The organism is Trinickia diaoshuihuensis, assembly GCF_003390925.1.
GTDB lineage: Bacteria > Pseudomonadota > Gammaproteobacteria > Burkholderiales > Burkholderiaceae > Trinickia > Trinickia diaoshuihuensis.
Genome location: NZ_QUBS01000075.1, coordinates 24,540 through 37,112, shown reverse-complemented (window position 1 = coordinate 37,112; position 12,573 = coordinate 24,540). Strand labels below are relative to the sequence as shown.

Sequence of the window (12,573 nt, the reverse complement as noted above, 5' to 3'; positions counted from 1 at the left end):
CGATCGCGGCGCCCCATTCGTCTCGGACGCGCGACCGTGCAAGCGCTTGCACCCCATTTATTCAGTCGTTCCATTACTCGGCCGCCGGCGACCGTTTGCCCCCGAGCCGCCAAGCGCCGCACTACCGTCGCAACCTAGTTCACGAGTCGCCGCAAGTCAAGCTGGGGCGAGCCTCCCTCAAGCTTTGCATGCACCAGCCGATAAAGAGGCAGGCACACATCAAATAACGAACGCTGTCGTCGCTTGCTCCATGCTTTCGGAATACTTCCCTCGCGGGGTCAACCCGCACCCGCTGTGCCGCCTTGCGCTCGTGCTGTCGATCGTGTTCGCCGCCGGCCGCGCCGGTGCCGCGCAATTCGATGCGGCCGGCGCGGGCTCCGCCCCCGATCTCGCCTCGATGCCGCTCGAGGCGCTCATGCAAGTCAAAGTTAGGACTGCTACGCTGCTGAGCCAGTCCGTCGCCGACGCGCCCGCGGCGGTCGTCGTGCTGACGGCGAGCGACATTCAGGCCTTCGGCTGGCGCACGCTGGCCGACGCGCTGGCGTCGCTGCCCGGCCTTTACACCTCGTACGACCGGACCTATACCTATTTGGGCGGACGCGGCTTTCAGCGGCCCGGCGACTACAACAGCCGCTTTCTGCTACTGATCGACGGCATGCGCCTCAACGACGCGGTCTACGATCAGGCTCCGATCGGGGACGACTTTCCGCTCGACATGGATCTCGTCGAGCGCATCGAGTACGTGCCCGGACCCGGCTCGGCCGTCTACGGATCGAACGCCCTTTTCGGCGTGATCAACGTCGTCACGAAGAAAGGCGGCGATATCGACGGCGCACAAGCGGCCGGCTCGATCGGCAGCTTCGGCGAGAAGCGTGCGCGAGCGAGTTACGGCTGGCATGGCGAGAACGGCGCCGATCTCGTGTTGTCCGCGACGGCGTACGACCGCAGCGGACAAGATCTCTACTACCCTGAATTCGATACGCCGGATCAGAACAACGGGGTCGCCCACCATCTCGACTACGACCGCGCCCAATCCCTGTTCGCCAAGTTCGCCTACCAGGGCTTTAGGATCAGCGCGGGCTACGGGTCGCGCACGAAGGGCGTACCCACCGCGCCGTATCAATCCCTCTTCAATACACCGCAAGGCACGACCGATACGCACAGCTTCATCGACGTCACCTACAGCCGTGCCGTAACGAGTGGGATCGAGATCGCGTCGGAAGTGTATTGGGAGCGCTACGACTACGAAAACATCGGCCTGTACGGCGCACCGGCCGTGGCGAACGTCGACGGCGACAAGGCGATCTGGTACGGCGCCGACCTGCATGCCACGGTGACCACCGTACCGCGCAACAAGTTCGTCGTGGGCATCAGCACGATGCGCGACGCCGCCCGCGATCAATACAACTACAACGCCGATCCGTACCAACCGATGTTGGATGACCGGCGCAGCAGCAATTCCGTCGGCCTGTATGCCGAGGATGAAATTCAGTTGCCTTGGCACTTCACGTTGAATGCGGGCCTGCGCTTGGACCATGATTCGAATGCCGGCACCAACCTCAGCCCGCGTCTCGCGCTCAATTACAAACCGACGAACGCCGATACGTTCAAGCTCTTGTACGGACGCGCTTACCGCGCGCCGAACGCCTACGAACTCTATTACACGATCCCTGTGCCGGGTGGCCAGCTCGGCAACACGTCGCTGAAACCCGAGCGCATTTCGACGACGGAGTTCGTGTATGAACGCGCCCTGGGCGAAAACGCGCATGCAACGCTATCGCTGTTTCACTACGATGCTCACGATCTGATTACCGAAACGCCCGATCCATCAGGGCTGTTCATTTTCGACAATGTCGCTCACGCCACCGCAAACGGCGTCGAACTCGCCTACGAACAAAACATCGCCTCGGTCGCCCGAATCAGGGCGAGCTACTCGTGGCAACTCGCGCGCGATAGCGCGACGGGCGGTGTCTTGCAAAACTCGCCGCGCCACCTCGGCAAGCTCAACGTCACCGTGCCGCTCTTTCACCAAGCGGCGCGCGTGGGGGCCGAGCTGCGCTGCGAATCCGCGCGCTTGGCCGAAGCCGGCGCCGCGCCGGGGTATTGCCTCGGCAACCTGACGATCGGCAGCGGGCGTCTCATCCCGCACGCGGACGTCTCGTTCTCGATCTACAACGTCACGGACAAGCGTTACGCCGACCCGGCCGGCCCGAACTTCACGCAGAACGTGATCCCACAGCAGAGCCGGACGTTCGTGCTTAAGCTCGTCTACGGTTTCTGACATGCACGTTGCCAGAACCGCGCTCCATCGAACCGTGGCCCTCGTGCTCGCCGCATCCGCATGCACGCGGATGTCCGCCCACGCGCAGGTCGATCTGTATTCGCTCGAAGCCGCCTACATCTACAACTTCACGCAATTCACCGAGTGGCCGGCCGCGCGAGGCGACGGCGCCGCGCTGACCGTATGCGTCAATCCGCATTCTCCGCTCGGCGCGACGTTGGGCAAACTGACCGGACGCGCCGTATCGGGCAAGACCTGGAGCGTCAAGCCAATTCCCGAAGGCGCGGCCGTTTCGGCGTGCCAAGTGCTCATCGCCGACGACGCGAGCGCGAGCGCGGTGGCCAAAACCACAGCCGCTCGCGATCTGCCGATCCTCATCGTACGCCCGGCCGACGTCGACGGGGGCGACGCACGCAATGTCATCACGCTGTTTCGTGACGGCGATCGCCTGCGATTCGATATCGACAACACCGAAGCGGCGCGCCGCCATCTCACACTGAGCTCGAAGCTGCTCCGCTTGGCAAGGAATGTCACATGAACGAAAGCGCGGACCACACGCCAAGCCCGCTCAAGGAAACGGCGCGCGTCAAGCTCGCCGGATTCGGCGTCGCCCTCTTGATTTCGGGCCTCGTCCTGCTCGGCTACCAAGCATTTTCGTTACGCGCTTCGTTGACGGCGAGTGCGAACGTGCAAGCCGACATGATCGCCGAGAACGTATCGGCATCCGTCCTGTTCGATGACGTGCGCTCCGCTCAAGAAACGCTGCACGCGCTGCGCAAGGTCCCTTACGTGGAAAGCGCGATGATCTATAACGCGGCGGGGAAGGTTTTCTCTGGCTACATACGTCCGGGCGTGCCCGCGCGCGAGATGCTGGAGGCGCAGCCCAAGAACGCCGAGGGCGCCAACCGGCGCTTCTTGTTCGACGACGTCTACGTCGCTTCGAGCATCACGCAAAACGGCAAGACGCTGGGCTCGGTCGTCGTCGTGGCGAGCACCGAGCAGATCGCGGCCGAACTCGCGCACTTCGCCCTCTTCATTCTGGCCGCGTCGCTCTGCGCGCTGTGGATCGCGTTCGTGATCACCTCGCGCATGAGCGCGCGCATCGCGCAGGCCGAGAAAAAGCTCGAGTACTTGGCCTCGACCGATCCGCTCACGGGTTTGCCGAACCGGCGCGCCTTCTACGAAGCGCTGAACGATCGATTGCAGCGCGGCACGCAAAGCTGCTCGCGCGCCGCCTTGATTCTCGTCGACCTGGACGACTTCAAGAACGTCAACGACACGCTCGGTCATGGCGCGGGCGACGAATTGCTCAAGCACGTCGCCGTGGCGCTACGGCAAAGCGTACGGCTGGCCGACCTCGTGAGCCGCATCGGGGGCGACGAATTCGCCGTGCTCGTGGCGATCGCGAAAGAAAAAGCCGAAGGTATCCGCACGGCCGAACGCATTGCGCGCGCCCTCGCGCGTCCGTTCGATTTGCCACGTGCCAGCGTCGTCGCCAGCGCGAGCGTGGGCGTGAGCGTCTATCCCGACGATGCCGCCGATGTGGCCGCACTGGTCAGCAGCGCCGACATCGCGCTGTATGCCGCCAAGAGCACCGGGAAAAATGCGGCCGTCGAGTTTCATCCGAGCATGACCGTCGAGGCGCGACGCCGTGCGCGGCTCGAGACGGAACTGCGCAAGGCGATCGAGACCGATGCGCTCAGTCTCGCTTATCAGCCGCAATTCGATTGCCGAACGGGCCGACTGATCGGCGTGGAGGCGCTCGCGCGGTGGGTGCATCCCGCCGACGGCGAGATCTCCCCCGTTGAATTCGTGCCCGTGGCCGAGGACAGCGAGCTGATCGTCGCGCTGGGACAATGGGTGCTGCGCCGGGCGTGCCGCGACGCAGCACGCTGGAACGCGGATTCCGAGGTCCCAATATACGTGGCCGTCAATGTTTCGGCGCGTCAATTGCGCCAAACGCAATACAGCGAAAACGTGAAGGCGGTGCTCGCCGAAAGTGGCCTTTCTCCGCATTTGCTCGAACTCGAGCTGACGGAGAGCCAACTGATGGCGAACATGACCGCCGGGGTCGAGGCAATGCGCCAATTGCGCGCGGCCGGTATCCGTCTATCGCTCGACGATTTCGGTACGGGCTATTCCTCGCTGTCGTATCTGCAGTCGTTCCCGGTGAACAATCTGAAGATCGATCGCGCCTTCGTGAAGCCGTTGCCGCAATCGGGACAACCGATCGTCACGGCCATCATCTCGATGGCGCACAGCTTCGGTATCGCCGTCGTCGCCGAAGGCGTGGAAGAGCCGGCACAACTCGCTTGGCTGACAGATGCGGGCTGCGACATCGTGCAAGGCTACCTCACGGGCAAGCCCATGCCGTTCGAGCGCATCACCGAACTATTACGCAGCGAATGCGAGGACTCGGAACCGCTCGCCTAGCGCCGCGCACGGTGCCTACAAATCGGCGTTCGCCGCGGTAAATGCGCTGAACGCCGTGTGGGTCGGCTGAATCGGCGCGAGATCGTTCATCACGATCCCGAACGTTTGGTCGCCGCTGATCAAGTCGTAGTACATCACCGCCTGGATACCTTCCGTTTTGCGCGCCGCGTAAAAGCGCTGCATCTTTTGTTGTACGTACGTCGCTCGGAACTGCTCGTTTTCCTCCGGCGCCGCATTCCACTCGGTGATCATGAACGGCACACCGTAACGGGCCTTGCAGTAGGCCGGCAAATTGAATCCGGGGCCGGCGCCGTCGATGCCGATCTCGAAGATGTCGCCGTAGGGCTGGTAGTTGTGCCAAGTCGTAATGTCCCAGCGCATCGGCCGATAGCCGCCCGAGCCGTCGGGCTGCTCGCCATCCCAGAGCAAATCGGACGCACCGATATCCGCGACGGTGAAGTTTACGGCGCATTTGGCGTTCGGCTGGACCGACTTCACGCCGTCGATCATGCCTTGGATAGCACCACGCAAGATCGGCCAATTGGCGTTATTGAAATCGCGCGGCCCCGTGCCCGCGGACGTGGAATTCAAAATGATCGCGCTGTCGCGCGTGAGTTCGTTGCCGCACTCGTACATCGTCACGCCATGCGGCGCGAGCGCGCGCGCAATCGTTGCCGCCCCGGCGCGGTTCGCGAAATAGGCGGCCGCCTCGTTCGGATACAAATGGCCGTTGCCGTCGCGCAAGCCGAAATTGATGAGCGGCAGCAAGGTGAAATTCACCGAGCGAAAGGCGTCCGCAAGCCCGATCATCGCATTCAGTTGCTTGGCCGAGGCGTCGCAGCCGACGCGATAACTCGTACAGCCGAGCGCCTGCAAGGTGGCGACGATCTGCTGCGGCGTATACGGATAGTCGTAGTGGCCGTTGATTCCGTAGAACGCACCCGCCGGTGCTGCTAACGGGATGCGCGGGTCGGCGCACGGAAGCCAACGATTGGCCCAGGTCAACACGTAGAACTGACCGCCGGTGCCGCGTTGGTAGATCATGCCGCCGTACCACAGCAGCAGGCTGACGTTGTACGAGTCTTTGTCTTTTACACCGTTCTTGTAAATGAAGCCGTTATTGACGGTCCATACGTTCAAGAGCCGATCGACGATCGCACCGGCGGAAGGAATGACCGTACCGTCGACGGATGTCGTAATTGCGGCAGTCTTTGCCGAGACCGTGCCGGCAACGTTGCTTGCCGCGATAGCTTCGTCTGCTTCCAAGGCGCCCAATGCAACCAACACATGACTACCGGCTAGGGCAGCCACTTGGCCCAGGAATCGACGTCTCTTCATCATCACGTAAAAATCTCCATGATCGAGTAGCAAATGAGTAGGTACGACCCTTGCGAGGTCGGCCACTCTGACCATGGGGTGCGTCAAAGAGTTCGGTGCAATTGCCGGATTTCGTCGAGTAAAGGGCAAATTGGACGCATTGGCCCGCATCGTGAAAATGGGGACCTGTCCTCGGTTTTCGTATCGTGAGGCGCGAGGGCGTATGATGCGGGCGTCGATCATGCAACGTTGCGATCCGCGATCGACGAACTACTTCGCTATTTTGCTTTTATGGATGCGCGCGACCTCGAACGCCTCGTGACCCTTGCCATGCCGTTCGGCAAATACAAAGGCAGGCTCATGGCCGACTTGCCCGGCCACTACCTCAACTGGTTTGCACGCGAGGGCTTTCCCCCCGGCGAAATCGGCCGTTTGCTCGCGCTCATGCAAGAACTCGATCACAACGGCTTGCGTCCGCTGCTCGATCCGCTGCGAGCGCGTGCCGATCTCAGCGCACGCCCAGCCTCCACACGGTGACTTCGTGCAGCGTCTGCCCGGGTTTCAATTCGGTGGTGGGGAACGCCGGGTGATTCGGCGAATCGGGAAAATGCTCCGCTTCGAGCGCGAACGCATCGCCTTGGCGATAAGCGCGTCCCGAGGTGCCTACGACGCTGCCGTTCAAACCATTCGCCGTATAGAACTGCAACCCCGGCTGCGTGGTGTAGACATCGAGTACGCGGCCCGAATCGGGATCGTAGGCGCGCGCGGCAAACGCCGGACTGCTCTGCCCGGCGTTATCCAATACCCAGTTTTGATCGTAGCCGTGCGCCCATAGCAACTGTGCGAAGCCGTCGCGCAAATGCGCCCCCATCGGCGTCGGCGCGCGCAAATCCATCGGCGTGTCCGCGACATCGCTGATTTCTCCGGTCGGAATCGATTTGTCATCCGTCGGCGTGTAATGCGACGCGGCAATCTCGATCAATTGCCGCTCCACGCTACCGCTCGATTCGCCGGCCAAATTGAAATAGCTGTGATTCGTGAGATTGACGACCGTGTCTCTATCGGTCGTCGCCCGATACTCGATGCGGACCGCATCGTCGTCCGTGAGCGTATAGGTCACGTCGGCCGTCAATTTTCCGGGAAAGCCGTTCTCGCCGTCGGGACTAACGTAGCGCAACTGCACGCCGGCTTGCGTTGCACCGCTGAATACGCGCACCGGCGTCCATACTTTGGAATCGAAGCTGTTGGGACCGCCATGCAGCGTATTGGGACCGTCGTTCGTCGGCAACTCGTAAAGCGCGCCATCTAGCTTGAAGCGTCCGTTCGCGATGCGATTCGCGTAACGCCCGATCAACGCACCGAAATGGATATTGCCGTTATAGCGCTCGTAACCGGCCAACGAGGCGAAGCCTAAAACGATATTGGCCACGCGCCCTTGCCGATCGGGCGCATCGAGTTCCGCGACGATGCCGCCGTAGGTGATGATCTTCAGCGTCACGCCGTGGCGATTGGCGAGCGTGTATTCGCGTACGGCTTGCCCTGTTTGGGTAACGCCGTAGTTCGACTCCGAGACCGACACCGTCGCCGCCGACGCGTAAGCGCACATAAGCGACGCGAGGACAGCCGCCAGCGCACCGGCGATACGACGCGAGATGAAAGGTCGGCGAAACGTTCTCATGGTTCGTGGGGCGCGCAAAGGAAAGTCGACATTGAGCGAGCAGGCAGCACGGCACATGCCAAGACGGCCTTCGCAACCCAAGCGGCTCTATCCGCGCCGCTCCCGATGCGGTACGCTCATCGCGGTGGCGCGCACGCCGCCGCCATCGCTTGAAAGGCGCTTGGAGGCACCACATAGTGGCCACACCGCGCGGCACGAACAATTGGCCATGCGCATTGCGTGAGTTATCCCCACTTTCTGTTGGCAATGCTGTGGACAAGCTGCAAATTAACAGCGTAAGTTGTTGATTGCATTAAGAGGCGGATCCGCTGCACGCAATTGAGTGCACGGGTCTATCCAGTTGCCGTTTGCTTTGTCGATCGGGAGTCATAGCCATGCTCAAAAAGCTTGTATTGCTACTCACCGCATTCGTCTTAACGATGTCGGCCGCATTCGCGGCACCCGTCGACGTGAATCGCGCCGACCAAGCAACGCTCGAATCGCTGAAGGGTATCGGCCCGGTCAAGTCCAAAGCCATTATCGACGAACGCACCAAGAACGGCCCATTCAAAGATGCCGACGATTTAGCTCGCCGCGTGAAGGGTCTCGGCGCGAAATCGGTCGCGAAACTCGAAAGTGAAGGACTGACGATCAGCGGCACGTCCGCGCCACCGACCGCCGCGAACGACAAGCACGAAAAGAATTCGTCGGCGCCGGCGTCATCGACGACTCAACCGTCGGCTAAAGCGGCTCCAACGGCCTCGCCCGCAACCACGGCGCAGGCGTCCGCGGCCCAAGCAACGGCAGCTTCCGCTACTCAAGACTCGAAAGCAAAGAAGAAAAAGAAAGGCAAAGCAACGGCGGCCGCCGCGGCATCGGGCGCTTGATGCCTACCGCGTCCGCTTCAATCCGCGCCCTCCGGCGCATCGCATCGGCGTCCCGTTGGCGGGCAACGCCGCACTTAGCAGGAGCATCACCATGGGTCTATTCGATGTCGTGGGTTCCCTACTCGGCGGGCAAAATGCCGGTGGACAGCAACAGAACGTGCTCGCGGCCGTCACCGAGTTCGTCAACAATCAACCGGGCGGATTACAAGGACTCATTCAACAATTCGAATCGCAAGGGGCCGGCGGCCTGATTCGATCGTGGATCGGCACAGGGGCGAACCAAGCGGTCTCACCCGGTACGCTCCAGAGCGTGGTCGGGTCGGGTGCGCTGAGCGAGTTAGCGGGCAAGCTCGGCGTATCGCCGGAACAAGCGTCGGGGTTGCTCGCGCAGATCTTGCCGCATGTGGTGGACCATGCCACGCCGGGCGGCGAAGTGCCGCAGACCGGGCAAATCGACACAGGCAACGTGCTTGAGTCGATCGGGAAAGCCGGCGGCCTCGGTTCGCTCGTCGAGGGATGGCTGGGGAAACAGGAAGGCTGAGCGGCGCGGCGCGCGGGCAGTGAATGCCCAGCCCACGCCGCTGCGATCTGCGAAGCCCATTGCCTACGAAAAAAGGAGTGCGTCCGGGCGCTTAATTCGGGGACGCGTCCTCGCCCGCTGGCGCGCTTTCCGATTCGGTGGGCTTCGCCGGTTCGTGGGCCGCGGCAGCGTCGTGATCGGGCGCTGCCTGCGCCTGAGTGCCTTCGCGTTGCCCCGCACTCGCCTTGGCATGCGGCTTACGACGCCCGCCCTGGCCGCCCTTCGCCTGATTGCGCGCGAATGCGGCGTCGCGCGCCGTCACCGTGCCCGCCGGCTCGCCCGCTAGATCCACCCGTGCCGCGCCATCGGTCAAACAGGCCCAGTAACGGCTGCCTCGGCACCACGTGCTCACGGCCTCGCGAATCTCGGCTTCCGTCAACTGCAGCTCCGGTCCCTGCGCGATCAAATCGGCCAGAATGCCCACCTTCAGCGGCACTTTCGGGGCCGGATTCTTCGGAAATGCGGCCGGGAAGCGCTTTTGCAGCTTGCCGATCACGCGCACGACGGGATCGACGGGCGGCGTCTTCTCGTTCGCCCGCGCCTGAGCGCCGGGACGCGCCGGGCGCTCTCCCTTCGCAGCAGGCTTTCCGGCGGGCTTACCGCCCGGCTTCGCCGCTTGCTTCGCAGCGGGCGCGGGCTTCTCGGCCGGGCGCTCCTGCTGCTTTTTCAATTTCGCTTCCTTCGTTAGCTGCGCCTTGAGCGCCGCCAGTTGCTCGAAACCCATGCTCTGTCCTGTCACCGCAAACCTGAATCGGACGACAATAGTATCAGCGTCGACGCCGAGTTGCCGCACGCGCGAGCATTTGCGTATGAAGATTTCGCGCAATGGGCGCACCGCACAACCCATCGCGCATGACACATTCCGATCAACCGCTTTCGCGGACCACGAGCTCAAACCCCAAATCGATGCGGTTTTGCCGGGGCGCATCGCCCTCCACGATTCGCAGCAGCATGCGGGCCGCTTCGAATCCGACCGCGTAGCGCGGCGTGGCCACCGTCGTGATCGATGGCGTGGCGACCGCCGCAAACGGTAAGTCGTTGAATCCGACGATCGCCAAATCGCGCGGCACGTCGATCTTCAACCGCTGGCATTCGAATAACGCACCGAGCGCGAGATCGTCGTTGCAGCAAAATACCGCATCGCAATCGGGGGCCTGCGCGAGCAACGCGCGCAGCAACGTGCAGCCGAGATCGACGCTCGACGGCGCCTCGGTCAGTATCTCCGGTCCGGGCCCCAAGCCGGCCTCGCGCAATGCGCGCCGGTAGCCCGCGCGCCGCTGCATCGTGCGCGGATCGAGCTGCGCCGCGATGAACCCCGGGCGCCGCGCGCCGCGCGCCGCCAAATGCGCACCGATCGCATGCCCCGCTTTGCGCTGCGAAAACCCGACGGCCCACTCCCCCCGCGGCACGAGGTCGAACATATGAACGAGCGGAACGCCCGATGCTTTCAAGTGTTCACGGATCGCATTCGAGTCGTCGATACCGGCCACGAGAAAACCATCCGGCGCATGCGCGAGATACGCGGATAACAATTGAGCCTGCCGCGCGGGCGAATAGCCGGTATTGCCGATCAGCAATTGGTACCCGGCTGGGCCCACGCAGTCTTGCACCCCTGCCAGGGTTTCGACGAACACCGCGTTCGATAACGAAGGCACCAGTACGCCGATCAACTTCGAGCGCGCGGAAGCCAGCGTACTCGCGGCCCGGTTGGGGATATAGCCGAGCGCGTGTACCGCGGCGTCGATCCTTGCGCGGGCCGCCGGCGAGACCAGAGACGGATCGCGCAATGCGCGCGACACCGTCATCGTGCTGACCTCGGCCCGGCGCGCGACATCCTCGAGCGTCGCGCGGCCGCTAGGCCGGCGCCTGCCGCCAACCGCAGCCGGTCTCGCGTCGCGAAACCCAGGCGCCGGTATCGTTTGCTTGGTCTTTGTCATGGCGAGAGTATCGCCGGTTTGCGCGCAAGCCAAAACTCGCGCCGGGCTTGCAGGGTTCCTCCTAGTGGGGACATCCGGATGTTAGCGCTACCATCAGTCGCCGGAAATCCTCCGATCAAATCAACCATATGCGCCGCGCGCCGGCGATGGGAGAACCTTTCATGCGTTCGACACAGCATTCGCGCAGCGCTCGCGCGCGCCGGATTTTCGCCACGTTGACGGCTTGCGCGGCGGCCGTGGCCGCCTTTGCATCGAGCGGCGCGCACGCGGCACCGGTCGAGGTCCTCCACTACTGGACCTCGGGCGGCGAGGCGAAATCGGCGCAGTTGCTCAAGCAGATGCTCGAACAAAAAGGCGACACGTGGGTGGACTTCGCCGTGGCGGGCGGTGGCGGCGGCAACGCGATGACGGCGCTCAAAACGCGCGTGGTGGCGGGCAATCCTCCCGCCGCCGCGCAGATCAAAGGCCCCGCCATCAAGGAATGGGCCGATCAAGACGTACTGCTGCCGATCGACGATGTCGCCAAAGCCGGCAACTGGGATCGTCTATTGCCGCCTGAAATCGCCGGCATCATGAAATACAACGGCCAGTACGTGGGTGCGCCCGTCAACGTGCATCGCGTGAACTGGCTCTGGATCAATGCGGCGGCGTTGAATAAGGTGGGCGCGCAACCGCCCGTCACCTGGGACGACTTCTTCAAGGTGGCCGACGCGCTGAAGAAAGCCGGCATCACTCCCGTTGCGATCGGCGGACAGCCTTGGCAGGAGGCCGAGACGTTCGAATCGGTCGCCCTCGGCGTGGGCGGCCCCGCGTTCTATAAGAAAGCATTCGTCCAACTCGACCAGGCCACCTTGAGAGGCCCGACGATGGTCAAGGCGCTGGAGACGTTCAAACGGATCAAGGCCTACACGGACGAAGGGCAAGTGGGACGCGATTGGAACATGGCCACCGCCATGGTCATCAACGGCAAAGCCGCCATGCAATTCATGGGCGATTGGGCCAAGGGCGAATTCACGGTTGCCGGCAAAGCTCCCGGCAAAGACTATCTATGCGTGGCGGCCCCGGGCTCGCAGAAAGACTTCACGTTCAACGTCGATAGCTTCGTCTTCTTCAAGGTGAAAACGCCGGGCGTCGAGAAGGGGCAAAAGGACATGGCGGGCCTGCTCATGAGCCCCGCTTTCCAAGAAGCGTTCAACTTGAACAAAGGCTCGATCCCGGTCCGTCAGGATTTGAGCTTGGCCAAATTCGACGACTGCGCCAAGAAATCGTCCGCCGACTTCAAATCGGCGGGTGCATCGGGCGGCCTCGTGCCTTCATGGGCGCATGACATGCTCGTCACACCCGCGGTGGAAGGCGCGTTCTACGACGTCATCGGCAACTACTGGGTCAGCAAGGATGAAACCGCCCAGCAAGCGGCCGATAAGCTAGCCGCGGCGGCCAAGACGAACTGATTGATAGCAGCCCGGGCTCGGGCTGCGCTC

At 62.9% G+C, this 12,573-nt stretch carries 10 protein-coding genes and 1 pseudogene; 7 read left to right on the top strand and 4 right to left on the bottom strand.

Translation table 11 applies throughout. The features are described from left to right. Nucleotides 1-250 precede the first annotated feature (250 nt). From DXT59_RS15400 to DXT59_RS15390, 3 genes are read left to right on the top strand one after another with little or no spacing between them, the layout of a single operon-like run. Entirely contained in the window at nt 251-2,281 is a 2,031-nt protein-coding gene (locus DXT59_RS15400; protein ID WP_420823393.1) for a TonB-dependent receptor plug domain-containing protein, read from the top strand. A gap of 1 nt (nt 2,282) precedes the next feature. Beyond that, nucleotides 2,283-2,819: a YfiR family protein gene (locus tag DXT59_RS15395; RefSeq protein ID WP_116137749.1), complete on the top strand. Its 537-nt coding sequence runs from the start codon at nt 2,283-2,285 to the stop codon at nt 2,817-2,819. Then, nucleotides 2,816-4,714 carry a putative bifunctional diguanylate cyclase/phosphodiesterase gene (locus DXT59_RS15390; protein ID WP_116137748.1) on the top strand — a complete coding sequence of 633 codons (1,899 nt, stop codon included), beginning with the start codon at nt 2,816-2,818 and terminating at the stop codon, nt 4,712-4,714. The genes DXT59_RS15395 and DXT59_RS15390 overlap by 4 nt, the downstream gene beginning before the upstream one ends. Nucleotides 4,715-4,729: 15 nt before the next feature. Here the strand turns inward: DXT59_RS15390 and DXT59_RS15385 are convergent, their stop codons facing one another. Next, nucleotides 4,730-6,055 carry a hypothetical protein gene (locus tag DXT59_RS15385; RefSeq protein WP_116137747.1) on the bottom strand — a complete coding sequence of 442 codons (1,326 nt, stop codon included), beginning with the start codon at nt 6,053-6,055 and terminating at the stop codon, nt 4,730-4,732. A gap of 267 nt (nt 6,056-6,322) precedes the next feature. Here DXT59_RS15385 and DXT59_RS15380 point away from each other — a divergent pair, with 267 nt between their 5' ends. Further along, complete coding sequence (locus tag DXT59_RS15380) at nt 6,323-6,568, top strand: DUF3820 family protein (RefSeq protein WP_116137746.1); 246 nt, start codon at nt 6,323-6,325, stop codon at nt 6,566-6,568. On the opposite strand, the gene DXT59_RS15375 is transcribed toward DXT59_RS15380, so the two are convergent. Beyond that, nucleotides 6,540-7,637 (bottom strand): aldose epimerase family protein, encoded by a 1,098-nt coding sequence (locus DXT59_RS15375; protein WP_116137745.1) that lies wholly within the window; start codon nt 7,635-7,637, stop codon nt 6,540-6,542. The genes DXT59_RS15380 and DXT59_RS15375 overlap by 29 nt on opposite strands. Before the next feature lie 446 nt (nt 7,638-8,083). Between DXT59_RS15375 and DXT59_RS15370 the strand changes: the two are divergent. Together DXT59_RS15370 and DXT59_RS15365 are read left to right on the top strand one after the other, a co-directional pair. After that, nucleotides 8,084-8,566, top strand: a pseudogene (locus DXT59_RS15370) (ComEA family DNA-binding protein); the annotation flags it as partial. Between the two features lie 100 nt (nt 8,567-8,666). Further along, nucleotides 8,667-9,116: a YidB family protein gene (locus tag DXT59_RS15365; RefSeq protein ID WP_116137743.1), complete on the top strand. Its 450-nt coding sequence runs from the start codon at nt 8,667-8,669 to the stop codon at nt 9,114-9,116. Nucleotides 9,117-9,207: 91 nt separating this feature from the next. Here DXT59_RS15365 and DXT59_RS15360 read toward each other — a convergent pair whose 3' ends face one another. Further along, complete coding sequence (locus DXT59_RS15360; protein ID WP_116137789.1) at nt 9,208-9,879, bottom strand: ProQ/FinO family protein; 672 nt, start codon at nt 9,877-9,879, stop codon at nt 9,208-9,210. 142 nt (nt 9,880-10,021) lie between these two features. After that, entirely contained in the window at nt 10,022-11,092 is a 1,071-nt protein-coding gene (gene gntR / locus DXT59_RS15355) for an HTH-type transcriptional regulator GntR (protein ID WP_116137742.1), read from the bottom strand. 161 nt (nt 11,093-11,253) lie between these two features. Between gntR and DXT59_RS15350 the strand changes: the two genes are divergently transcribed. Then, a complete protein-coding gene (locus DXT59_RS15350; protein WP_116137788.1) occupies nt 11,254-12,543 on the top strand; it encodes an ABC transporter substrate-binding protein in 1,290 nt (429 codons plus the stop codon). Nucleotides 12,544-12,573 lie beyond the last annotated feature (30 nt).

Bases quoted from the DNA above. Each gene is read 5' to 3' on its own strand.
- DXT59_RS15375 (WP_116137745.1), bottom strand. From the start codon at position 7,637: ATGTGCGCTTACGCGTCGGCGGCGACGGTGTCGGTCTCGGAGTCGAAC.
- DXT59_RS15400 (WP_420823393.1), top strand. From the start codon at position 251: ATGCTTTCGGAATACTTCCCTCGCGGGGTCAACCCGCACCCGCTGTGC.
- DXT59_RS15365 (WP_116137743.1), top strand. From the start codon at position 8,667: ATGGGTCTATTCGATGTCGTGGGTTCCCTACTCGGCGGGCAAAATGCC.
- DXT59_RS15380 (WP_116137746.1), top strand. From the start codon at position 6,323: ATGGATGCGCGCGACCTCGAACGCCTCGTGACCCTTGCCATGCCGTTC.
- gntR (WP_116137742.1), bottom strand. From the start codon at position 11,092: ATGACAAAGACCAAGCAAACGATACCGGCGCCTGGGTTTCGCGACGCG.
- DXT59_RS15390 (WP_116137748.1), top strand. From the start codon at position 2,816: ATGAACGAAAGCGCGGACCACACGCCAAGCCCGCTCAAGGAAACGGCG.
- DXT59_RS15360 (WP_116137789.1), bottom strand. From the start codon at position 9,879: ATGGGTTTCGAGCAACTGGCGGCGCTCAAGGCGCAGCTAACGAAGGAA.
- DXT59_RS15385 (WP_116137747.1), bottom strand. From the start codon at position 6,055: ATGATGAAGAGACGTCGATTCCTGGGCCAAGTGGCTGCCCTAGCCGGT.
- DXT59_RS15395 (WP_116137749.1), top strand. From the start codon at position 2,283: ATGCACGTTGCCAGAACCGCGCTCCATCGAACCGTGGCCCTCGTGCTC.
- DXT59_RS15350 (WP_116137788.1), top strand. From the start codon at position 11,254: ATGCGTTCGACACAGCATTCGCGCAGCGCTCGCGCGCGCCGGATTTTC.